The organism is Eikenella sp. (assembly GCF_057315495.1).
Window position 1 is genome coordinate 108,449 of the sequence record NZ_DBHKXY010000046.1, and the last position, 18,533, is coordinate 126,981.

An 18,533-nucleotide genomic window follows, 5' to 3' on the forward strand; every position below is an offset into this window, starting at 1 on the left:
CCTTTAGAAACAGTACAAAACATGACCACATGGGAGCCGGTGCAGACAAGCAGCAACGCGCTTACCTTGGCATCGCCGTTTAATTTTGGCGAGGATGGCGCGCGCATCACGTTTACCGTACTGTTCCCGACTGAAGATAGCTTTTTTTTAACCGATTTCGCCGAGCATATCATGCTAGCAGATAGCTTCGGAATTAAGTTTGGCAAAGGAAAAGTTAATCAGCTTAATCAAACTCATGGGGTTAAATTTGCCCAGTTTAACGAGGATGGCGAAATTTGGGCTGCTGGGAAAAATGAAGATTTACAGTTTGCTTTATTTGATGCTGCGAAACTAGCGCTATCTCTTTCATTCCGTTATCAACGCTGGCTGCCTAAATTTAATACCATCCGCTTTAAAGCAATGGTTGGCAAGGTGTTACGCAACTACTTACAAGCCGATAAAGTGAAGACTGACTGGGCGATCACCGGCGCAAGCGGGCATACCATAAAATTTCCGTTTGCAGTGGAAGCAAAAGACGGTAGCCACACCTTGATAAGTACTATTGCTTTGAATGATGAAAAAATAGACTGGGCTACCATCTATCAAACTCACGGCAGGCTGTATGATGTGAAAAATATAGATGATTTAGACCGCCGAGTGGTAATTATGGAATATCCGGCTAATAATCAAGAATTTGACCGTGCAGCATCATTTTTGGCAGATGTAGCCAGTATTAGAACGCTAGAGGCATCACATAAATGGGCGAAATCTCTCGCCGTTTAACCCATCACAGCACAGCCCGCCCCGCGCGGGCTTCTCTTTTGCCCGTCAAACCGCATCCAACTGTAAACCAGTAGCTGACTGTTGCCGCCATGTGCGGCTTTTTTGGTGCCTGCAAAAAATAAATTCAACGCATAATCAAAGCTATATAAGAATTTAGCAAAATATTTAGCATAAAAGCTAGCTTTGCTATTGCTTTATTATTTAGCATTGCTATAATACACACCAACGAAGCAAAACACCGCTTACCGCCACCCTCAAGGAGCAGCAGTCAGGCCGGAGGGGAACAAGGGCAAGAGATAGACAGGCCAGGAAGCCACCGCCCTTATCAACGGTAAGTGAATGTTTAACGTAACCATTTCAAAGAGATGGTTTTATTAAACATTCACTGTGATTGAAGGAGAGAGCAATCATGTACACCATCCAACCAAACTATGCCGGCATGCTGGGTAATTATCTAGACCGTATCAGCGCCGAGCAAAACGAAGAGAGCAGGCGGGAAGCTGAAGCCATACGGCTGGAGAAAGAATACCGCCGCGCCATCATCCGCGAATGGGCAGAGGTATCTGTTGCGGACGGTGAAGAAAACTACGGCCTCAACGACCAAGCCACATGGGCAGACCATATCGACTGGTTTCTGCTTGAGCGCGGCGAAGAGCGCCTGCCGCTCGACATCCCCATGCCAACGTGGGAAGAGTGCGTAGCTGCCCTTACCGCTAATTAACGGAGAACATCATGCAAAGCAATACAGATTGGAAGCGCGGCCGCACCGTTAAGGTGCTGCAGCGCAGCATAAACCTTATCCAAGGCACAACGCTGGATGAAATCATAGACAGGCTAAGCCCGGAGGTACAGGCTGCAATCATCAAGCACATGATGGACAAAGCCAGCGACCTCATCCGCGAGGAAGAGGAAGAACAAGAGGAAGAACGGCGCGAGCGTGACCAACAGTTCATCAGCTTGGCAGCCAACCAATAGCCACAGCCAGCCGGTGGGCTGGCTATCTGAAATCAGAAAGGAATCATCATGAGAATCGGGGAGTTAAAAACAGCATGGACAATTATGCAAGTGCTGTATGTGCTTGACGAGCACAAACAAGACTACATCGACCAGCACGACTACTACAGGATTGGGGATTTTGAGAATGTTCGCGGCCATATCGAGCGCCAATTCAATGCCGCGAAGAGAGCCGGCGAAGATGCAGACAAATGCCTAAACCAAGCAAAACAGCGCGTAGTGAGCGCGTTGGGCGGAACGCAAAAGCAGTACATGGCATTTTCTTAAGGCCACGCAGTAAAGCGGCAACAGACCCCCAGCCGGCGGTGGGGCAAAACACCGGCAGCAGGCGGCGGTTGAACTCCTTGTAAGGGCAATCCCCCCTCTAACTACCGCGCGCCTGCACCACTACAAACAGGAGCTTTAAAATGAAAACCCGCATCGCCGCTTGGATAGCGGCTATTTTTATGGGCGTGGCCTTTACCGCCATGCCAACCCTAGACAGCCAAGACCAGTATTTACAGACAACCCAAACAGAGGCCGCCGCCGAACGGGTGGCCAAACTAGACCGCCAAGCCTCACAAGAGGCCTCCGAACTGGCGCGGCAATACCAAGAGATGGATGACGCGCAGATTATGCGCGGGGTTGTTTATGAGCCGGAGGGAAGGTAATGCAAGTTATTACCCGATACAACAAGCCGCAAAAAGGCAAGGTAACCGTAAGCATAGAGAACCGCCGCAGAATTACCGGCTTGCTGCCGAATGAATGGCGAGCATGGACAGTCTATCGAACCAGGCTAGGCGGTATAGATGTGTACGAGGAAGAGATATTCCCCATCACCGAGACCGCCGCCATTACCGATTGTCAGAACAAATTTTACCAACAGATGAGCGAGCGCATCGAAGCCGGGCGGCGCAATTTAAACCACCTTCCCGCCGCCATCAAGCGGACAGGGAACAAACGGAAAGATTAGAAATGAGTAAAAGCCAAGAGTTAATTGCAAAGCAACACCCCATCAGCGCGGGCGACATTCTGGGCATGGTTGCCGGCCTTGCCGCTGCTGCCATACACATTTACGAAACCGAGCCAAACGGGAAACTTAGCCAACTGTTTGCCAACGAAGGCATCCCGCCCACCTATCAACTCATTAAGCCGATTGTGCAGGAGTCCAAGCAACTAATCGAAGCGGGCGATGCTGAAGCAGATGACTTTCTAAAATTCGTTACAGCAGTCATCTCGCTACTGGATAAGGCCAGCGAAAAAGCAATCGAGCTTGGCTTATCCGATGCAGTACCGCCGACTATCCAATAACCACAGGAGCAAATCATGTATCGCGTAATCGGAACGTGTAGCCAATGTGGCGGCAAAGTAGTTATCCCTGATGTATGGGGCGGCATCATCCCTCCAACCCCAACCTGCCAGCGTTGTCATGCCACTTTGGAGCAACCAGTTATCACTACGACCCCAGCCAAACCACCTGAACGCCATTTATTCCAGGAGTAAATCATGTGCGACCAGCTGATGTATTACACGCAGGTTTTGCAGCAACTACACCAACAGGAGTATGAAAATGAAAAAAGAATTCCCCGCCCAAGTATGGAAAACATTAGCCGCAGTCAATGTGAACGAGCAAACCGAAAAGAAACAGAACCTAACCTATCTATCATGGGCATGGGCATGGCAAGTGCTGATGGAATACTACCCGCAAAGCAGCTATGAAATCCACCCGGAAAAAACATTTGCTGATGGCAGCGTAGAAGTCAGTGTAAGCGTAACTGTTTCAGACGGCGAAAACAGCCTAACCCGCTATATGTGGCTGCCCGTTATCAACCACAAAAACAACGCAGTCAAACACCCGGATGCCTTCATCATCAATAAAAACAAAATGCGTTGTTTGGTTAAGTGCATCGCCATGTTTGGCCTTGGCTTATACATCTACGCAGGCGAGGATTTGCCGGAAGCAGAAAAGCCGGCCGCGCCGCACCAAGGCATAAATATTGAAGAGACCACCCGCGCCCTGCAGCAAGCAGCTAACCTAGACAACCTAAAGGCCATCTTCGGCCATGCTTGGACAGCCGCCACCAAAGAGCAGCAGCCCATCATCAAAGACATTTACGACCACCGCAAAGCAGATTTTGAAGCAGAACAGGAGGCAGCATGAGCGCCATTGCAGTAGCAGGCCGTTTCACAAAAGACGGCGAAATCCGTACCACTAAAAACGGGCATCACATCCTATCATTCGGCATCGCCGAAAACGTCTATATGAACGGCGAAGAGCAGGCGCAGTTTTTCAACTGCCAACTATTCGGCAATCGCGCCGAAAAGCTTGCCCCTTATATCAGGAAGGGCGGCGCGGCTACCGTATTTGGCAGCCTGCAAATCCGCAAATACACCGACCGCCAAGGCATCGAGCGGCAAAGCGTAGAAATCATAGTCGGCGATATTACCCTGCAAGGCAGCAGCACCGACCGGCAGCAGGCGCAGCCAAGGCAGCCGCCAGCACCACAGCAGAGCGATATAGATGACGATGTGCCTTATTAAATAACAGAAGCACAGCCCTGTTTACAAGCAGGGCTTTTTCTTTGGAGAACCCCATGCAAGTAACCCTCTACCAATGCGCCGATGACATCCGCGCCGTTCTCGATGCCCACTTCGACAACGAAACCGAAGCCGCCGACACACTCGAAGCCGTTATCGGACAGTTTGAAGTTAAAGCCCAAGCCGTAACCGCCTATTGGCTGAACCAAGAAGCCCAAATAAGCATGCTCGACCAGCATATCAAAGCCATGCAGGAGAAAAAGAAAGCCCTGCAAAACCGACAGAGCAGGCTGAAAGAATACTTGGCTTTCAATATGCGGCGCACCGGCATCCGCGAAATCAAAGCTGACGATGGCACGTTTACCGCCAAGTTCCAAAAGAACCCTCCTGCCGTTACCGTCTATGATGAAAAACAGATACCGGAAAAATACTGGGTAGTAACAAAAGAAATCAGCAAGAGCGCTATCAAGGAAGCCATCAAAAGCGGCAAAGAAATCCCCGGCGCGAAGCTCGAAAGCAGCGAAAGCCTGCGCATCAAATAACTAAGGAGCAACCATGACCCATCAATTTAAATTTGGCGACCGCGTACAAGATGCAGACGGCAAGCAGTTTGTTTACCTGCGCGGCTATCTATCAAGCTGTACTGTAGCCGGAGACGATGGCCGTACATACGACTACCTAACCAACCGGCTGCAACCCATCACCCACCCCGACACCGAGCGTATCGATTGGCTGGCCGCACAAGATGACATCGACATCACACTAGGCAACACCGTCCAACTAAAACCCTGCCTGCGGGCGCATATCGATGCCGCCATGCAGGAGCAGGCAGCAGAAGCAAAGGAATAATCATGACCCAAACATTTACCCAAATCCGCGAATGGGCAGAAGCCCGCAACCTTATCGCAGGCAGCGACAGTTTCCGCCAGCTTGCGAAGCTCGTAGAAGAGACCGGCGAACTAGCCGCTGATATTTCCCGTGGCCGCCCGCGCCGCTGTATCGCTGACAGCATCGGCGATTGCGTAGTAGTGCTGACTATCTTGGCCGCACAGAACGGCTTGCAGATAGAAGACTGTATCGCCCAAGCCTATGACGAAATCAAAGAGCGCAAGGGCGTAATGAAAGATGGCGTGTTTGTGAAAGAGGAAGATGTGCAATGACACCAGAAAGAATCGAACAAGAGCGCAACGCGTTTGAAGAATGGTTCTACGAGAACATATGCGGCATACAATTGCCTCTTAATAAATCCGAAATTGGACGTTATTGCAATTTCTACGCAGAAGATATGTTTACCGCATGGCGCGCCGCGAAAAGCCATGCAGAGCAATCCGAATGGATAAGCGTGGAGGACAGCCTGCCAGACATCGAAACGCCTGTATTAGTCTGCAACGAACGTGGGGAGATTTTCTCATCATGGGCAAGTGATGTAGATGTATTTTGGTTCTACCTCGAAGAGGACGATAACCGCATAACCCATTGGCAACCGCTTCCCGCCCCACCCACCACAAACCCCGCCGCGTAATGCGGCTTTAATTTTGGGAGATTGAGACGTGAGCCGAAACCGAAAGCGGAAACCGTCTAAGCCCTATCGCGGGTACTGCACCTTCCCATTGGTGGGTGCAGATACCTATGACGAATTCCAGGAAGCGGCGGAGATGTTCGGCGACTTTGCCGACCCTGCGAAGCGTAAGCGCATCTTCGACAAGCCCAGAAAGTACCGGTTTGAAATATGGCTGAAGCTGGTGGGCAAGCCTGAATACGAAATCCGCGAAGCACGGATAACGAGCGAAGGCGTAACCCGTGAGAACCTTAGCCGGATATTGTACGAAGTAGCCATGCAAGGCTTGCGTGAATTAGACGGGCTGGAAGAAGTGGACGGCGAACAGTCCATCATCAAGATTATTATTTGAAGGGGGGAATATGACCAACACCTTTTTAACCCGCGAAGAAATCATCGAACTGACCAGCCGCAAGCAGCCGAAAAAACAGGCCGAAACCCTGCGCAAAAACGGCATTCCGTTTTTTACCAATGCCGCAGGCTACCCTGTTGTCAGCCGCAGCGTGCTGGAAGGTAAACCGCAAAAACATAAGCCGGACAAGCCCAGGTGGCAGCCGGCAGTTTAGGAGGGAATAATCATGGGCAGGAAACGAAGCGCCAACAGCAACCTGCCGGATAGAATGCTGGCGCGCAGACGCACCCGAAAAAACGGCAAGACCACCGTCTATTACTACTACGACGGGCGGGAAGATGGGCGGCGCAAAGAAATCCCGCTTGGCACGGACTACATTGCCGCCGTCCAAGAGTGGAGTAAACTCGAAGCAGCCAAACTGCCTAAGTCCGCCCGTGTTACCTTTCCTGTTGCAGCCGAACGCTACCTGCAGAATATCATCAGCCACCGCAGCCGCAACACCATTTCCAGCGCCAACAACGCCGTGCGCAAGCTGTCTAAGTTTTTCGGCGGAGAGAACCCGGCGCCGTTGGACGAAATCGAGCCGGCACACGTCCGCCGTTATCTCGACTGGCGCAAAGACACCCCCGGCGGAGCTAACAACGAAATCGGTTATCTCAGCGCCATCTTTAACTATGCCAGAGAGCAGGGCTGGACAAGCAAAGAAAACCCCTGCCGCAACGTCAAGAAGCACAGCAAGAAGCGTCGTGAGGTTTATATTGAGGATTACCTGTATCAGGCCGTCTATCAGGCCGCCAGCCAGCAGATGCGCGATTTAATGGATATTGCCTACATCACCGGCCAGCGCCCTGTTGATATAGTCGGCATTCACAGCAGCCACATCCACGAAGGCATCCTGCATATCAGCCAGCAGAAAACAGGCGCCAAACTGCGCTTTGAAATCAGCGGCAAACTCAAAGAAATCATCGACCGTATCCACCAAGATAACGGCTACCTGTTTCTCAACAGCCACAGGAAACCACTATCCCGCGCCGCCCTAAGCAGGCAGTTTTTAGAGTTGAGAAAAACCGTCATGCAGCAGCGGCCTGAACTGGCGGCAGAGTTATCCGCATTCCAGTTCCGCGACTTGAGAGCTAAAGCCGCCACGGATATTTACTTATCTGCCGACACCCGCAGCGCTTCCGACCAACTTGGTCATGCCTCTGAGCAGATGACAAAAATCTATATCCGGCGCGGTAAAATTCTCAAACCGCTGAAATAGCGTTTTGCGGAACGCTTCTGAAAATTGCGGAAATATAACGGCTGCCAAAAGATGAATTCTATTTATACAGCATGTATTTATCTATGGCAGCCGTCTTGATGTTTGATTATTTCATAAAATATGCCTCTGCGGGTGGCGGCTGTCCAAGCGCCGGGCTTGGGCTTATAATCCGCCCCATTGCCCGGCCGCGTGGCCTGTGGCGGAAAGGAAGAAGGTTATGGAAGAAATCAATCAGAGAATCAGCTATTTGGAAGAAAGCTGCGAGGCTTTGCGCGTGCAAAACTTGGTATTGGGCAGCGCGTTGAAAAGCCTGCTGCGCAGCCTGCCGCCGGATATGGCGCAAGATGTGCTGGAGGCAGTGCGTGCGGGCTTTGATGATGAACTGGCGCGGCTGGAATATTCCGACAGCGCACAAAGCGAGCTGTTCCACGATGCAACTTATGCCTTTTTTGGCGAGAAGAATTACTGACTAAATCAGGTGTCGTGAATTAGATTTAAATCGAGATAAGGCGGCTGACCGCAGATAATACAGTCGGGCCAATGTAGTATCGGTTTAAATTTCGTTTGCTAAAACACAGGAGAAAACCATGCACACACTTTGCAAACTGCCCTTTTTCGGCGTGGCGGAGGTAAGTGGCGCGGATGCTGCCGAATTTCTGCACAGCCAGCTTTCCAACCACATTTTAGATTTGCAGCCGGGCGAGGCTTGTTTCGCCACTTACAATTCGCCGCGCGGGCGGGTGTTAGCCAATATGCTGGTGTTGCGCCGTGCCGACCGTTTTCTGCTGGTGATGGCGGCGGATTTGCTGGAAGCCACGATAAAGCGGCTGCGGATGTTTGTGCTACGCAGCAAAACGGTGTTCCACACCGACAGCGCCTGGCAGGTGTACGGCCAAAGCGGTGCGGATACGGGCACCGATGCCGCCGCGCTCAAGTTTGCCGCCGAAGAAGGCGAGAATGGGCTGATTACGTTGGCTTTGGCTGGGGGTAACCGCATCTTGCTCAGCTCCGTGCCGCTGCCCGATGCCGACCACCCTGCCGCTGCCGAAGCCTGGCAGGCCGCCGAAATTTTGCAGGGGCGGCCGTGGATTTCGCAGCCCACCGTGGAAAGCTGTGTGGCGCAAATGCTGAATCAGCACCTGCTCGGCGGCGTGCATTTCAAAAAAGGCTGCTATCCGGGGCAGGAAATCATCGCCCGCGCGCAGTATCGCGGCCAAGTACGGCGCGGCATGGCGGTGTGCCGCAGTGCCCAACCTGTAGCCGTTGGCAGCAAGGTGGAGGCCGATGGCGAGGAAGTGGGCATTGTGATTAACAGTGCGGCGCACGATGGGGCTTTTGTGCTGCTGGCGGTTATCAAACATGGAGCGGCAGGTAAGGCTTTGCAGGCCGACAGTCAGGATTTACAAACGCTGAAGTTGTTGTTTGAAACGCAGGCGGATTGACCGGCTGGCCGCATAAGGAGAAACAGGCTACCTGAAAGTTTTCAGGTAGCCTGTTGTGTTACTGCTTTGCCTAACTGCAAAGCAAACGTGTGTCAGCCAGATCGGTTAAGGAACGATTTTCCGTGTGCCGAACGCGCCGGTGTACTCGCCTTGTTTGTGGTAGGTGCCGCCCATTTCGTCGGCATGGCCGCCATAGAAGTGGCCGCTGAATTCCGCGCCGGAGTTGGCCGTACCGCTAAAGCTGTTGCCGTTAATGATGCCGTTGTCCAATACAACTTCTGCGTTGTTGGCGGGAGTAAGCGTGCCATTGATGAGGCGGTTGCCGAAATCGACAGTGAAGTTGGCGGCGCCTGTTTCAACCTGGCCGCCGGGCTGGTTGGACATGGCGGCGTGAACAACATTGCCGTCATAATTGAAGACGCCGACGGTGGGCATGTCGTTGGCTGAGGTCACGATGCCTTGTGAAAACATATAGCCCTTGGCATTGGTTCCTTCACGGACATAGCCATAGCTGGATTGCGTCATCACTTGCCCTACGCGAGCGGTGTTTTGTACCTGCATATTGAGCAGACCGCCGACAACCATGTTGGGAGGGATAATGTTCAGCTCTTGGCCATCTACCTTCAGCACGCCAAAGTTTTGCTGGGTGAAGGACAGAGCCTGCTCGCCGATGCGTTGATAGCCGTCGGCCGACAGGGTGATGACCTTGCCGGTACGCTGATTGGCGGGAGGCGGGGGAGGATTGCCGCCGCCCGGATTGGGATCGTCGGGATTGATCGGATTGTTGGGGTTGGGGCCGTTGCGACCGTTGTCGATCGGGCTGCCGCCGCCACCGCTGCCGCAAGCAGCCAAGCCAAGGGCGGTGATGGCGATGGCCAGTAGGGTTTGTGCTTTCATTCTTATTCCTTGTGTTGAGAAGGTTCTCGGCCTGCTGATCGGGTAACGCATGTCGCGATGGTCGGCGTGACCGTAGAACGTTAAGTAAAAAAGGCCGCGATTCTAGCATAAATATGGGGTTGGCCCAATTCAGTCGGCTTGTGTGCTTATCAGGCGGAGGGCTTTCAGGTAGCCTTGCTGGCTGGTGACGAGGCCGATGAATTCGCGGTTGGCGGCGTAGATGCGCAGGGGGGTGTTTTCTGGCAGCTCCGGCGGGGCGGCAGGGGTTTGGCCGAAGCGCAGGGCGCGGATGGTTGGTTCGCTGGCGGTGTGCTGCGGCAGATGTTGCACCAATGCATCACAGGGCAGCAGCAAGGCATCGCGCTGCTCTTCGGTGAGCGCGGCAAGGCTTTCGATGCTGTGGCTGTGTTCGATTTGGAAGCCGGCGGTGGCGGTACGGCGCAGGGCGGAGAGATGGGCCAGGGTGTTGGCGCTTTTGGCAATGTCTTCGGCGAGGGTGCGGATGTAGGTGCCTTTGCTGCATTGCACGCTGATTTGGGCTTCGGGGAGTTGGAAGCGGAGGATTTGGATGTCGTGGATATGGATGTTGCGGGGCTGGCGTTGGATATCGATGCCTTGGCGGGCGTATTGATAGAGGGGTTTGCCTTGGTGCTTGAGGGCGGAATACATGGGGGGCAGCTGCTGCTGTGCGCCGAGGTGTTGTTGGCAGGCTACCTGAAACTCGGTTTGGCTGATTTCGGTGTGGCTGGTGGCGGTGATGGTGCCTTCGGCATCACCAGTATCGGTGGCTTGGCCGAGACGGAGGGTGGCGATGTAGGCTTTGTCGGCATCGAGCAGATATTGGGCGAATTTGGTGGCTTGGCCGAAGCAGACGGGGAGCAGGCCGGTGGCCAGCGGATCGAGCACGCCGGTGTGGCCGGCTTTTTCGGCACGGTAGAGGCGGCGGGCTTGCTGGAGGGCGCTGTTGCTGGAGAGGCCGGCGGCTTTGTCGAGCAGGAGGACGCCGTTGAGGGGGCGTTTTTGAGGTTTCATGGTGCGGATTATTGATTGATTATTTGGTGGTTGATTTTTCAGGTAGCCTTGCTGCGGGGGAAGGCTACCTGAAAATATTGGGGCGGGTTATTCGGCAAGCAATTGGTCGGCCAGGTGGTACACTTCGGCGAAGTCGGGCTCGCCTACATAGGTTTTGGCGATGTGGCCGTTTTTATCCACCAGAAAAGAGGTGGGGGCGGCGATGACTTGGTAGGCCTGCTGGGTGTGGCCTTGCGCGTCGTGGAGCACGGTGAAGGGCAGGCGGTGGGTTTGGGCGTAGGTTTGCACCACGGGCAGGGGGTCGCTCGGTACAGGGATGGAAACGGCGATGATTTGGAAGTTTTTGCCTTGGTAGTCTTGGTGCATCCGGATGAGTTTGGGCATTTCGGTTACGCAGCCGGGGCAGGAGGGAAACCAGAAGTTGATGAGGGTAACTTTGCCTTGCAGGGTGGTTTGATCCACGTTTTGGCCTTGCAGGTTTGGCAGGGCGAAGGCGGGGGCGCTTTGGCGTTTGGGGACGAACAGGATGTAGCCGGCGGCGGCAAGCACGGCCAGCAGGAGGAGGGTGCCGAGGTATTTTTTCATGGGGCGGATTCTGCGGGGTTGGACGGGATGTGGGCGGCAATGGCTTGCTGCAGTTCGGCAGGGAAGCGGATGGCGCGGCCGGTGGTTTGGTCGATGAGCATGAAGCTGACGCGGGCTTCGGCAAGGATGCGCGGGCTGCCGGTTTTGCGGATGGTTTGGCTGATCACAGCTTGGCGCGCGTCGGTTTGGGCAAAGGCGGTTTCAATCTCGAGCCGGTCGCCGAGAAGAGCAGCACGGCGGTAGTGGATGTCGATGTGGACGATAGCCATGCCGTAGCGGCTGTTGCGGAAGAATTCGGCTAGCCCGTTGTGGTCGAAATAATCCCAGCGGGCTTCTTCGAGGAATTCGAGATAGCGGGCGTTGTTTACATGGCGGTACACGTCGAGGTGGTAGCCGCGCACGGTGAGGTAGGTGTGGTGTGGCATGGTAAGGATGGAAATGGCCGGCGTATGGGCTGCCGGCCGTTGGTTTTACAGGGGCTGGAAGGGTTCGCGTTCCACTTCGCGGGCGGATAGGTCGCAAAGGATGGGGGAGAGCTGGATATCAAACCATTCGGCAAAGATATCGGGATGCAAATCAGGCCATTGGCTTTCGTCTTCGCACCAGTCGGCCAGCTCGGCGGCAAAGATGGTGTCGATTTGGGATTTGATTTCCGCCCACACTTCTTCGCCGTCATCGCAGGGGTTGGTGAGGTAGGCGTTGGCGTTGTTTTGCAGATCTTCGAGGGTAAGGTCGTCGAGCTCGGCGCCGGGCAGGGCGGTGAGCCAGTTCCAAAACGGCTGTAGCGGCACCAGCCGGAATACGCTGCGGTTGATTTCGTACATGATGCGCTCCTTTGTTGAGGCGGTGGGGGAAAAGGTTTCAGGTAGCCTTTGTTTTTCAGGTAGCCTTTGCTGCTTGCGGAAAGGCTACCTGAAAATCGGAAGGGCGGCAATTTTAGCGGCTGAGGATTTCTTCGTGGATGGTATTGGGGGCGGGGCGGCTGTTGTTTTCTTGGTCTGCCGGGTCGGCAGGTTCGGTGTTGGCCGGGGCAGGAGCTTCAGCGGGGGCGGTGCTGTTTGCCTCCGGTTCGGCAGACGGCGGGGCGGCGGTGGCCGGGGCGGCGGCAGGTTGCTCGGCAGTAGTTGTGGCTGCACTGCCGGTATTGCCGCCGTCTTCTTCAAAGCTGGGCACGTAGTCGTCTTCGCTGCCGGGCAGGGTGGTGCCGGTTTGTTTGGCGCGGGCGGACATGTAGGCATCGCGGATGAAGGCGTAGCGGTCGAGCGCGACTTGGTTGACGCCGTCGGTGAGTTCGAGCAGGTTGGCGCGGGTGTCGAGGGCTTTCACGCCGGTGACGGCCCAATAGCCGGTGCCGTTGCCGAGGGCGAATTTTTCGGGGGAGTAAACGCTGACGATGGTATTGCCCAAGGCATCGCGCACGGTGCTGGGGCCAAGCAGGGGGTAGACGAAGTAGTTGCTGTTTTTCCAGCCCGAGCTGGCGAAGGTGTCGCCGAGGGTGTTTTTGTTGTTGGGCATTTGGGCGGCACCAGCGATGTCGATAAGGCCGCCGAAGCCGAAGGTGGTGTTGATGCCTACGCGCACGAGGTCGGTGCCGGCTTTGGAAATGTTGAGCCGCAACAGGTTGCTGCCTACGCTCACGATGTCGCGCAGGTTGTTGAAGAAGTTGCCGATGCCGCTGCGCACGGGTTTGGGGGTAACGGTGCGGTAGCCGCGTGCGGCGGGAGCGAGGAAATAGCGGTCGATGCGGTCGTTTACGCCGAACATGAAGCGGTTGTAGCCTTCATAGGGGTCGTAGGCGACGCCTTCGGCCAGGGCATTGCCGGAGAGGCCGATGGTGAGCAGGGTGAGGGTGAGCAGTTTTTTCATGATGTTATCCAGCCGCCTACTTCATACAATTCGGCCAAGGCCGCCACGCCGGCGGGCAGGCTGCGGAACACCCAAGTGGCTTCGGGGCGGCTGCGTTTGGCGGTGGCCATGAGGGAAATGCAGACGGAATCGGCTTGGCTGACGCCGGAGAAATCGATTGCGGGGGCAGGGCTGTTTTTCAGGTAGCCCAGCTGTTGGCAATAGGCGTGAAACAGCGGGGCGGTTACCGTGGAAACGGTTACTTCCCCACTGAGGTACACGGTTTCATCACGGCATTCGCTGTGCATGGACTCAGCTGCCGTTTTTGCTGCGCAGCTCTTGAATCAGGCCGTCGATGCCTTTTTGCGCGATGGTGTTGTTGAATTGGCTGCGGTATACGGTTACCAGGCTGGCGCCTTCCACGGCCACGTTATAAATGCGGTATTTGCCGCTGCTTTGGTACATGGTGTAGTCCATGGTGACCGGTTTGCCGCCGGCGGGAGTGATGTCGGCGGTAACGATAATGCTGTTGCCGCGCTGAACGGCGTTCTCGCGGATAACTACATTAGCGTTGCGGTATTGCAACATGGTGCCGGAATAGGTACGGATGAGCAGGGTTTTAAATTGCTCGGTCAGCGCGGTTTTCTGCGCCGGGGTGGCGTTGCGCCAGTTGGCGCCCACGGCCAGCTCGGTCATGCGGGTGAAGTCGAAATAGGGGATGGCGTAGTTTTCGGCCTGCCGGCGAACTTGCACATCGTTGTTGTTTTTGGCGTTTTGCAAGATGTTCAGCACTTGGGTGCTATTCTGCTTGAGTTGCGCCACGGCCTGCTGCGGCGTAGCGAAGGCCAGACCGATGCTCATGATGCCGATGCTCAGGGCGGCTGTGAGTGCGGATTTTTTCATTGATGTTTTCCTTTCTCAGTGAAAAATGAAAATATTGTAGTGTGTTTATTGTGTTGCGCCGTTTTTTTCTACGGTGTTGGTCATAAATTTGCCGATTAGCTGCTCCAGCACCAAAGCGGAGCTGGTAATTTCAATGGTGTCGCCATTTTTCAGCTCGGTTTCCTCTGCTCCCTGCTGCAGGCCGATATATTGCTCGCCCAACAGGCCGGAAGTGAGGATTTCGGCGGAAACGTCGGTGCTGAAGCGGTATTGGCTGTCGATATTCAGGCTCACATTGGCTCGGTAGGTTTTTGGATCGAGCTGGATGGAGGAAACCCTGCCCACTACCACACCGGAAGCCTTCACCGGGGCCTTTACTTTCAAGCCGCCGATATCGGTAAAGCTGGCGGAAACGGTGTAGGACGATTGGCGGGAAACCGTTTGTCCGCCGGCCACGCGCAGTGATAAAAATACCACAGCGGCGATGCCCAAGGCCACAAAAACGCCGACCCAAAGTTCTAAAGTGCTTCTTTTCATAATCTGTTTATCCGATAAACATGATGGCGGTTAAAACAAAATCCAAGGCCAAAACAGTAAGCGCACTGCTCACCACGGTGCGGGTGCTGGCACGCAGGATGCCTTCCGGCGTGCTGCGGCAGTGGAAGCCCTGATACACGGCAATCAGAGAAATAGCCACGCCGAACACCACCGATTTAATCAGCCCGTTCACCACATCGTAGCCTACATCGATATTCGCCTGCATCTGCGACCAGAAAATGCCGCCGTCCAAGCCCAGATAGCGTACGCCGATAAGATAGGCGCCGTAAATGCCGGCCACATTGCAGATAGAAGCCAGCAGCGGCATGGAAATCACGCCTGCCCAAAAACGCGGCACCACCACGCGGGCAACGGGATCAACTGCCATCACCTTCATCGCTTCCAGTTGCTCGGTGGTTTTCATCAGGCCGATTTCGCTGGTCATCGCGCCGCCCGCGCTGCTGGCAAATAAGATGCCGGCCAATACCGGCCCCAGTTCGCGCAACAGCGATGCGGCCACCATATAGCCCAAAATATCGGCCGATTTAAATTTGGCCAGCTGCGTGTAGCCCTGCAAACCCAGTACCATGCCCACAAACAGTCCGGACACGGCAATGATGACAATGGATAGCACACCGGTGAAATACATTTGGCGGATACCCAGCCGCAGGCGCGGCAGCAGCGTGCCGGAGCGTGCCAGCACGGCGAACAGGAATAGGGTGGTTTTGCCCAGTTCCTGTAGGAAATCCAGCGTTTTCGCGCCTAGGGTTCGGAAAAAATTCATAATTCAGCTATTGAGCAAAACTTGTTGTATGCCGCGCTCGGCCGGATAGCGGAAGGCAACCGGGCCGTTGGGCAGGCCGTTGATAAATTGGGTAACCCATGGTGAATCAAGGCTACGCATTTCTTCCGGGCTACCTGAAAACAGAATTTCGCCATGGGCAAGGAAAATCACTTGGTCGGCAATTTGCAACGAGCGCGGCACATCATGCGTAACCATCATGCTGGTAGAGCGCAGGGCACGGTTGATTTTGCTGATTAAGTCGGCAATCACGCCCAGCGAAATCGGGTCGAGGCCGGTGAAGGGCTCGTCATACAGCATCAACGCAGGGTCTAGGGCGATGGTGCGTGCCAAGGCAACACGGCGTGACATGCCGCCGGATAGCTCGTCCGGCATCAGGTTTTCCGTGCCGTGCAGGCCGACGGCGCTGAGCTTCAGGCGCACTAAATCACGGATGATTTCTTCGGGCAAATCGGTTTGTTCGCGCAGCGGGAAAGCCACGTTTTCATATACGGACAAATCGGTAAACAGTGCGCCGAATTGGAACAGTACGCCCATATTGCGCCGATGTTGGTGCAACTCTTTTGCGTTGAATGCGGCAAGGTCGCGGCCGTTAATCAGCACGCGGCCGGAAGTGGGCGCAATCTGGCCGGTAATCAGGCGCAGCAGGGTGGTTTTGCCGCTGCCGGAGCCACCCATCACGGCGGCAAACGTGCCTTTGGCTACCTGAAAACTGACGTTGTTCAGGATGGGGCGTTCGCCATAGGCAAAGGCGACATTTTGCATTTCGATGAAGGGTGTGGCCATGGGCGGCAGAGGTTAGGTTTACATACAAGGGTGTCGATTATAGGGAAAAAGCGCACTGGGTTCAATGATCTTGCCAGTGGCGTGGCTGAGTGCTGGCTGGAAGTGTTGTAGATTTTTTCAGGTAGCCTTTGTGTGCGTGGAAGCGTTTTTATATCATGTAGATAAATTAAACAGAAGGCTACCTGAAAGTTTTAAGACTGCTGCCTAAGTGGTGGATTTTCAGGTAGCCTTTGTGCTTGATAGCGTGCGGCTATGATGGCGTGCGGTGATGCTGCCAGTGTTCGGTCATATCGAGGGCGGTTTGGATGGCGGTCAGTAGGCTGCCGTGGTCGGCGCGGCCGGTGCCGGCTAGGTCGAGGGCAGTGCCGTGATCAACTGAAGTGCGGATGAAGGGCAAGCCAAGGGTAATGTTCACGCCTTGCCCGAAAGAGGCGTATTTGAGTACGGGCAGGCCTTGGTCGTGATACATGGCGAGTACGGCGTCGGCATCTTTGAGCAGGAAGGGCTGAAACAGGGTGTCGGCGGGGTAGGGGCCGCGTACATCGAGGCCTTGGGTACGCAGGGCTTGTAATTCGGGTTCAATGATTTGGATCTCTTCCCAGCCGAGATGACCTTGTTCGCCGGCATGGGGGTTGAGCCCGGCCACGAGGATGGTGGGTTTGGTGATGCCGAATTTGGTTTGCAGGTCGGTGTGTAAAATGTGCAACACGGAGTGCAACAGTGGGCGGGTGATGGCGGCGGGGATGTCTTTGAGGGGGAGGTGGGTGGTGGCAAGGGCAACACGCAGGCCGTTGCCGGCCAGCATCATGACGACTTGTTTGGTGTGGCTGATGGCGGCTAGGTATTCGGTGTGGCCGCTGAAGGGGATGCCGGCATCGTTGATGATGCCTTTGTGCAATGGAGCGGTTACCATGCCGGCAAATTCGCCTTGGCAGATGCCGCTATAGGCACGATCCAATAGGGAGAGTACGTAGCGGGCGTTGGCGGAGTTGAGTTGGCCGGTGTGGCAGGGGGTTGCGAGGGGAATGTGCAAAACTTCCAGTGTGCCAGGGGCAGGCGGATGGTTGGTATGGTAATCGGCAAGGGGGGTGTTATAGCCGAGTTGCTGGGCACGTTCAGCGAGGAGCTGTTTGTCGGCTAAGACAATGCAGCGGCAGGGCAAAGTCTGCTGAGCTAAAGTAAGGCAGATATCGGGGCCTATGCCGGCAGGCTCGCCGGAGGTGATGGCTAGAATAGGGGTAGTGGGCATGGTGAGGCTACTTGAAAAATAAAGATGACAGGATTATAGCAGTTGGTAGCTAAGCAGATTTTTGATGGCGGATAATGCTTGTGTACTGGATTATAGAGTGTTAGCTGGGGTGATTTGATTAGGCAAAATAAAAGGATGCTACCTGAGGTAGCATCCTGAGATTAGCCTAGCTGTTGATTATTCATCAGCGCCAGTATAGGGGCGAACATTAACGGTTTTGCGGTTGTGTACGCCTTTTACGGTAAATTCTACGTAGCCGTCCACTTTGGCGAACAGGGTATGGTCTTTACCCATACCTACGTTGTTGCCCGCATGGAACTTGGTGCCGCGTTGGCGAACAATGATGGAACCGGCAGGAATCAGCTCGTTGCCGTAGGCTTTCACGCCCAGGCGTTTGGCTTCTGAATCGCGGCCGTTGCGGGTGCTGCCGCCTGCTTTTTTACTTGCCATGTTTGATACTCCTGAATTAGGTTAAAAACTTAGGCGATGGCCACGATTTCAATTTGGGTGAAATTCTGGCGGTGGCCTTGGCGTTTCTGATAGTGTTTACGGCGGCGCATTTTGAAAATGCGGATTTTTTCGCCGCGGCCATGAGCTACTACCTTGGCTGTTACTTTTGCGCCTTCAATAAAAGGTGCGCCTACTTTTACAGACTCGCCGTCAGCAATCATCAAAACTTCAGTCAGTTCGATTTGGCTGTCGAGTTCGGCAGGTATCTGTTCTACTTTCAATTTTTCGCCAACAGCAACTTTGTATTGTTTGCCGCCGGTTTTTATGACCGCGTACATACTCAACTCCATGAGGGGTTATTATCTAAAGGGTTAATTTATCTGGCGTTCGATAATGCCTAGAACACAAGAACTGCGCATTCTATTGCATCTGTGGTTATCTTGTCAAAAGGTTATTTTCCTTTTGTAGTCTGGAGGCTGTGTTGTTGTTGGTAAAGAATGGGTCAAAAGGTATTTGACAAAGTAATTTTGGTGGCGTATAGTTCGCATCTTCGCTGTTTCTC

Annotated in this window: 32 protein-coding genes; 18 read left to right on the plus strand and 14 right to left on the minus strand. The window is 54.3% G+C overall.

Features of this window, described 5'->3' with window-relative positions:
- Positions 1 to 21 precede the first annotated feature (21 nt).
- The 18 genes from ACO6EE_RS08565 (at position 22) to ygfZ (ending at position 8,906) form a co-directional block, all read left to right on the plus strand.
- The gene (locus tag ACO6EE_RS08565; RefSeq protein ID WP_485960627.1) at positions 22 to 762 is read left to right on the plus strand and encodes a hypothetical protein; all 741 of its coding nucleotides are present in this window, start codon (positions 22 to 24) and stop codon (positions 760 to 762) included.
- Positions 763 to 1,171: 409 nt separating this feature from the next.
- Positions 1,172 to 1,483, plus strand: a complete 312-nt coding sequence (locus tag ACO6EE_RS08570) for a hypothetical protein (RefSeq protein WP_485960628.1) — start codon at positions 1,172 to 1,174, stop codon at positions 1,481 to 1,483.
- An 11-nt stretch (positions 1,484 to 1,494) separates the two neighbouring features.
- Positions 1,495 to 1,737, plus strand: coding sequence for a hypothetical protein (locus tag ACO6EE_RS08575; protein WP_485960629.1), 243 nt, complete (start codon positions 1,495 to 1,497; stop codon positions 1,735 to 1,737).
- A gap of 48 nt (positions 1,738 to 1,785) precedes the next feature.
- On the plus strand, positions 1,786 to 2,043 hold the full coding sequence (locus ACO6EE_RS08580) for a hypothetical protein (RefSeq protein ID WP_485960630.1): 258 nt from the start codon (positions 1,786 to 1,788) through the stop codon (positions 2,041 to 2,043).
- Between the two features lie 140 nt (positions 2,044 to 2,183).
- Positions 2,184 to 2,426, plus strand: coding sequence for a hypothetical protein (locus ACO6EE_RS08585; RefSeq protein ID WP_485960631.1), 243 nt, complete (start codon positions 2,184 to 2,186; stop codon positions 2,424 to 2,426).
- Positions 2,426 to 2,728 carry a hypothetical protein gene (locus ACO6EE_RS08590; protein WP_485960632.1) on the plus strand — a complete coding sequence of 101 codons (303 nt, stop codon included), beginning with the start codon at positions 2,426 to 2,428 and terminating at the stop codon, positions 2,726 to 2,728. Before ACO6EE_RS08585 ends, ACO6EE_RS08590 begins: the two co-directional genes overlap by 1 nt.
- Before the next feature lie 2 nt (positions 2,729 to 2,730).
- Positions 2,731 to 3,066, plus strand: a complete 336-nt coding sequence (locus ACO6EE_RS08595) for a hypothetical protein (protein WP_485960633.1) — start codon at positions 2,731 to 2,733, stop codon at positions 3,064 to 3,066.
- A gap of 259 nt (positions 3,067 to 3,325) precedes the next feature.
- Positions 3,326 to 3,916, plus strand: a complete 591-nt coding sequence (locus tag ACO6EE_RS08600) for a Sak single strand annealing protein (protein WP_485960634.1) — start codon at positions 3,326 to 3,328, stop codon at positions 3,914 to 3,916.
- Entirely contained in the window at positions 3,913 to 4,296 is a 384-nt protein-coding gene (locus tag ACO6EE_RS08605; RefSeq protein WP_485960635.1) for a single-stranded DNA-binding protein, read from the plus strand. Before ACO6EE_RS08600 ends, ACO6EE_RS08605 begins: the two co-directional genes overlap by 4 nt.
- Before the next feature lie 53 nt (positions 4,297 to 4,349).
- Positions 4,350 to 4,835 carry a siphovirus Gp157 family protein gene (locus ACO6EE_RS08610; protein WP_485960636.1) on the plus strand — a complete coding sequence of 162 codons (486 nt, stop codon included), beginning with the start codon at positions 4,350 to 4,352 and terminating at the stop codon, positions 4,833 to 4,835.
- A gap of 13 nt (positions 4,836 to 4,848) precedes the next feature.
- Positions 4,849 to 5,142 carry a hypothetical protein gene (locus ACO6EE_RS08615; RefSeq protein ID WP_485960637.1) on the plus strand — a complete coding sequence of 98 codons (294 nt, stop codon included), beginning with the start codon at positions 4,849 to 4,851 and terminating at the stop codon, positions 5,140 to 5,142.
- 2 nt (positions 5,143 to 5,144) lie between these two features.
- Positions 5,145 to 5,453, plus strand: a complete 309-nt coding sequence (locus ACO6EE_RS08620; RefSeq protein ID WP_485960638.1) for a MazG-like family protein — start codon at positions 5,145 to 5,147, stop codon at positions 5,451 to 5,453.
- Complete coding sequence (locus tag ACO6EE_RS08625) at positions 5,450 to 5,815, plus strand: DUF551 domain-containing protein (protein ID WP_485960639.1); 366 nt, start codon at positions 5,450 to 5,452, stop codon at positions 5,813 to 5,815. The genes ACO6EE_RS08620 and ACO6EE_RS08625 overlap by 4 nt, the downstream gene beginning before the upstream one ends.
- 28 nt (positions 5,816 to 5,843) lie before the next feature.
- On the plus strand, positions 5,844 to 6,203 hold the full coding sequence (locus tag ACO6EE_RS08630; protein WP_485960640.1) for a hypothetical protein: 360 nt from the start codon (positions 5,844 to 5,846) through the stop codon (positions 6,201 to 6,203).
- A gap of 10 nt (positions 6,204 to 6,213) precedes the next feature.
- Positions 6,214 to 6,417: a DUF4224 domain-containing protein gene (locus ACO6EE_RS08635; protein WP_064084432.1), complete on the plus strand. Its 204-nt coding sequence runs from the start codon at positions 6,214 to 6,216 to the stop codon at positions 6,415 to 6,417.
- 12 nt (positions 6,418 to 6,429) lie between these two features.
- Positions 6,430 to 7,464, plus strand: a complete 1,035-nt coding sequence (locus ACO6EE_RS08640) for a tyrosine-type recombinase/integrase (RefSeq protein WP_485960641.1) — start codon at positions 6,430 to 6,432, stop codon at positions 7,462 to 7,464.
- A gap of 217 nt (positions 7,465 to 7,681) precedes the next feature.
- The gene (locus ACO6EE_RS08645) at positions 7,682 to 7,933 is read left to right on the plus strand and encodes an NGO1151 family protein (protein WP_049257693.1); all 252 of its coding nucleotides are present in this window, start codon (positions 7,682 to 7,684) and stop codon (positions 7,931 to 7,933) included.
- Positions 7,934 to 8,051: 118 nt separating this feature from the next.
- Complete coding sequence (gene ygfZ / locus ACO6EE_RS08650) at positions 8,052 to 8,906, plus strand: CAF17-like 4Fe-4S cluster assembly/insertion protein YgfZ (protein WP_485960642.1); 855 nt, start codon at positions 8,052 to 8,054, stop codon at positions 8,904 to 8,906.
- Positions 8,907 to 9,011: 105 nt separating this feature from the next.
- Here the strand turns inward: ygfZ and ACO6EE_RS08655 are convergent, their stop codons facing one another.
- From ACO6EE_RS08655 to rplU, 14 genes are all read right to left on the minus strand, one after another.
- Positions 9,012 to 9,803, minus strand: coding sequence for a Slam-dependent surface lipoprotein (locus tag ACO6EE_RS08655; protein ID WP_485960643.1), 792 nt, complete (start codon positions 9,801 to 9,803; stop codon positions 9,012 to 9,014).
- Positions 9,804 to 9,932: 129 nt separating this feature from the next.
- Positions 9,933 to 10,835, minus strand: a complete 903-nt coding sequence (gene truB / locus ACO6EE_RS08660; RefSeq protein WP_485960644.1) for a tRNA pseudouridine(55) synthase TruB — start codon at positions 10,833 to 10,835, stop codon at positions 9,933 to 9,935.
- An 87-nt stretch (positions 10,836 to 10,922) separates the two neighbouring features.
- Positions 10,923 to 11,420 carry a peroxiredoxin family protein gene (locus ACO6EE_RS08665; protein ID WP_485960645.1) on the minus strand — a complete coding sequence of 166 codons (498 nt, stop codon included), beginning with the start codon at positions 11,418 to 11,420 and terminating at the stop codon, positions 10,923 to 10,925.
- Positions 11,417 to 11,845 (minus strand): acyl-CoA thioesterase, encoded by a 429-nt coding sequence (locus tag ACO6EE_RS08670; protein ID WP_485960646.1) that lies wholly within the window; start codon positions 11,843 to 11,845, stop codon positions 11,417 to 11,419. Before ACO6EE_RS08670 ends, ACO6EE_RS08665 begins: the two co-directional genes overlap by 4 nt.
- Positions 11,846 to 11,890: 45 nt before the next feature.
- Positions 11,891 to 12,244, minus strand: coding sequence for a hypothetical protein (locus ACO6EE_RS08675; protein WP_003823433.1), 354 nt, complete (start codon positions 12,242 to 12,244; stop codon positions 11,891 to 11,893).
- Between the two features lie 112 nt (positions 12,245 to 12,356).
- Positions 12,357 to 13,286, minus strand: coding sequence for an MlaA family lipoprotein (locus ACO6EE_RS08680; protein WP_485960647.1), 930 nt, complete (start codon positions 13,284 to 13,286; stop codon positions 12,357 to 12,359).
- Positions 13,283 to 13,573: an STAS domain-containing protein gene (locus ACO6EE_RS08685; protein ID WP_485960648.1), complete on the minus strand. Its 291-nt coding sequence runs from the start codon at positions 13,571 to 13,573 to the stop codon at positions 13,283 to 13,285. Before ACO6EE_RS08685 ends, ACO6EE_RS08680 begins: the two co-directional genes overlap by 4 nt.
- A 4-nt stretch (positions 13,574 to 13,577) precedes the next feature.
- Positions 13,578 to 14,168 (minus strand): MlaC/ttg2D family ABC transporter substrate-binding protein, encoded by a 591-nt coding sequence (locus ACO6EE_RS08690; RefSeq protein WP_485960649.1) that lies wholly within the window; start codon positions 14,166 to 14,168, stop codon positions 13,578 to 13,580.
- Between the two features lie 45 nt (positions 14,169 to 14,213).
- On the minus strand, positions 14,214 to 14,684 hold the full coding sequence (mlaD, locus tag ACO6EE_RS08695) for an outer membrane lipid asymmetry maintenance protein MlaD (RefSeq protein ID WP_023887832.1): 471 nt from the start codon (positions 14,682 to 14,684) through the stop codon (positions 14,214 to 14,216).
- A 7-nt stretch (positions 14,685 to 14,691) separates the two neighbouring features.
- The gene (gene mlaE, locus ACO6EE_RS08700; RefSeq protein ID WP_485960650.1) at positions 14,692 to 15,468 is read right to left on the minus strand and encodes a lipid asymmetry maintenance ABC transporter permease subunit MlaE; all 777 of its coding nucleotides are present in this window, start codon (positions 15,466 to 15,468) and stop codon (positions 14,692 to 14,694) included.
- Positions 15,469 to 15,471: 3 nt separating this feature from the next.
- Positions 15,472 to 16,272 carry an ABC transporter ATP-binding protein gene (locus tag ACO6EE_RS08705; RefSeq protein ID WP_485960651.1) on the minus strand — a complete coding sequence of 267 codons (801 nt, stop codon included), beginning with the start codon at positions 16,270 to 16,272 and terminating at the stop codon, positions 15,472 to 15,474.
- A gap of 250 nt (positions 16,273 to 16,522) precedes the next feature.
- Complete coding sequence (gene pdxA, locus ACO6EE_RS08710; protein ID WP_485960652.1) at positions 16,523 to 17,521, minus strand: 4-hydroxythreonine-4-phosphate dehydrogenase PdxA; 999 nt, start codon at positions 17,519 to 17,521, stop codon at positions 16,523 to 16,525.
- Positions 17,522 to 17,698: 177 nt separating this feature from the next.
- Complete coding sequence (rpmA, locus tag ACO6EE_RS08715) at positions 17,699 to 17,971, minus strand: 50S ribosomal protein L27 (RefSeq protein ID WP_023887836.1); 273 nt, start codon at positions 17,969 to 17,971, stop codon at positions 17,699 to 17,701.
- Between the two features lie 29 nt (positions 17,972 to 18,000).
- Positions 18,001 to 18,309: a 50S ribosomal protein L21 gene (gene rplU, locus ACO6EE_RS08720; RefSeq protein WP_023887837.1), complete on the minus strand. Its 309-nt coding sequence runs from the start codon at positions 18,307 to 18,309 to the stop codon at positions 18,001 to 18,003.
- Positions 18,310 to 18,533 lie beyond the last annotated feature (224 nt).

What these genes read in the sequence shown, in the direction of transcription:
- ACO6EE_RS08570 (WP_485960628.1), top strand. Translation starts at nt 1,172, where the DNA reads ATGTACACCATCCAACCAAACTATGCCGGCATGCTGGGTAATTATCTA.
- ACO6EE_RS08595 (WP_485960633.1), top strand. Translation starts at nt 2,731, where the DNA reads ATGAGTAAAAGCCAAGAGTTAATTGCAAAGCAACACCCCATCAGCGCG.
- ACO6EE_RS08620 (WP_485960638.1), top strand. Translation starts at nt 5,145, where the DNA reads ATGACCCAAACATTTACCCAAATCCGCGAATGGGCAGAAGCCCGCAAC.
- ACO6EE_RS08665 (WP_485960645.1), bottom strand. Translation starts at nt 11,420, where the DNA reads ATGAAAAAATACCTCGGCACCCTCCTCCTGCTGGCCGTGCTTGCCGCC.
- ygfZ (WP_485960642.1), top strand. Translation starts at nt 8,052, where the DNA reads ATGCACACACTTTGCAAACTGCCCTTTTTCGGCGTGGCGGAGGTAAGT.
- mlaD (WP_023887832.1), bottom strand. Translation starts at nt 14,684, where the DNA reads ATGAAAAGAAGCACTTTAGAACTTTGGGTCGGCGTTTTTGTGGCCTTG.
- mlaE (WP_485960650.1), bottom strand. Translation starts at nt 15,468, where the DNA reads ATGAATTTTTTCCGAACCCTAGGCGCGAAAACGCTGGATTTCCTACAG.
- ACO6EE_RS08705 (WP_485960651.1), bottom strand. Translation starts at nt 16,272, where the DNA reads ATGGCCACACCCTTCATCGAAATGCAAAATGTCGCCTTTGCCTATGGC.
- rplU (WP_023887837.1), bottom strand. Translation starts at nt 18,309, where the DNA reads ATGTACGCGGTCATAAAAACCGGCGGCAAACAATACAAAGTTGCTGTT.
- ACO6EE_RS08575 (WP_485960629.1), top strand. Translation starts at nt 1,495, where the DNA reads ATGCAAAGCAATACAGATTGGAAGCGCGGCCGCACCGTTAAGGTGCTG.
- ACO6EE_RS08580 (WP_485960630.1), top strand. Translation starts at nt 1,786, where the DNA reads ATGAGAATCGGGGAGTTAAAAACAGCATGGACAATTATGCAAGTGCTG.
- ACO6EE_RS08640 (WP_485960641.1), top strand. Translation starts at nt 6,430, where the DNA reads ATGGGCAGGAAACGAAGCGCCAACAGCAACCTGCCGGATAGAATGCTG.
- ACO6EE_RS08610 (WP_485960636.1), top strand. Translation starts at nt 4,350, where the DNA reads ATGCAAGTAACCCTCTACCAATGCGCCGATGACATCCGCGCCGTTCTC.
- ACO6EE_RS08670 (WP_485960646.1), bottom strand. Translation starts at nt 11,845, where the DNA reads ATGCCACACCACACCTACCTCACCGTGCGCGGCTACCACCTCGACGTG.
- rpmA (WP_023887836.1), bottom strand. Translation starts at nt 17,971, where the DNA reads ATGGCAAGTAAAAAAGCAGGCGGCAGCACCCGCAACGGCCGCGATTCA.
- ACO6EE_RS08675 (WP_003823433.1), bottom strand. Translation starts at nt 12,244, where the DNA reads ATGTACGAAATCAACCGCAGCGTATTCCGGCTGGTGCCGCTACAGCCG.
- ACO6EE_RS08690 (WP_485960649.1), bottom strand. Translation starts at nt 14,168, where the DNA reads ATGAAAAAATCCGCACTCACAGCCGCCCTGAGCATCGGCATCATGAGC.
- truB (WP_485960644.1), bottom strand. Translation starts at nt 10,835, where the DNA reads ATGAAACCTCAAAAACGCCCCCTCAACGGCGTCCTCCTGCTCGACAAA.
- ACO6EE_RS08615 (WP_485960637.1), top strand. Translation starts at nt 4,849, where the DNA reads ATGACCCATCAATTTAAATTTGGCGACCGCGTACAAGATGCAGACGGC.
- ACO6EE_RS08600 (WP_485960634.1), top strand. Translation starts at nt 3,326, where the DNA reads ATGAAAAAAGAATTCCCCGCCCAAGTATGGAAAACATTAGCCGCAGTC.
- ACO6EE_RS08590 (WP_485960632.1), top strand. Translation starts at nt 2,426, where the DNA reads ATGCAAGTTATTACCCGATACAACAAGCCGCAAAAAGGCAAGGTAACC.
- ACO6EE_RS08645 (WP_049257693.1), top strand. Translation starts at nt 7,682, where the DNA reads ATGGAAGAAATCAATCAGAGAATCAGCTATTTGGAAGAAAGCTGCGAG.
- pdxA (WP_485960652.1), bottom strand. Translation starts at nt 17,521, where the DNA reads ATGCCCACTACCCCTATTCTAGCCATCACCTCCGGCGAGCCTGCCGGC.
- ACO6EE_RS08655 (WP_485960643.1), bottom strand. Translation starts at nt 9,803, where the DNA reads ATGAAAGCACAAACCCTACTGGCCATCGCCATCACCGCCCTTGGCTTG.
- ACO6EE_RS08635 (WP_064084432.1), top strand. Translation starts at nt 6,214, where the DNA reads ATGACCAACACCTTTTTAACCCGCGAAGAAATCATCGAACTGACCAGC.
- ACO6EE_RS08605 (WP_485960635.1), top strand. Translation starts at nt 3,913, where the DNA reads ATGAGCGCCATTGCAGTAGCAGGCCGTTTCACAAAAGACGGCGAAATC.
- ACO6EE_RS08680 (WP_485960647.1), bottom strand. Translation starts at nt 13,286, where the DNA reads ATGAAAAAACTGCTCACCCTCACCCTGCTCACCATCGGCCTCTCCGGC.
- ACO6EE_RS08565 (WP_485960627.1), top strand. Translation starts at nt 22, where the DNA reads ATGACCACATGGGAGCCGGTGCAGACAAGCAGCAACGCGCTTACCTTG.
- ACO6EE_RS08685 (WP_485960648.1), bottom strand. Translation starts at nt 13,573, where the DNA reads ATGCACAGCGAATGCCGTGATGAAACCGTGTACCTCAGTGGGGAAGTA.
- ACO6EE_RS08585 (WP_485960631.1), top strand. Translation starts at nt 2,184, where the DNA reads ATGAAAACCCGCATCGCCGCTTGGATAGCGGCTATTTTTATGGGCGTG.
- ACO6EE_RS08625 (WP_485960639.1), top strand. Translation starts at nt 5,450, where the DNA reads ATGACACCAGAAAGAATCGAACAAGAGCGCAACGCGTTTGAAGAATGG.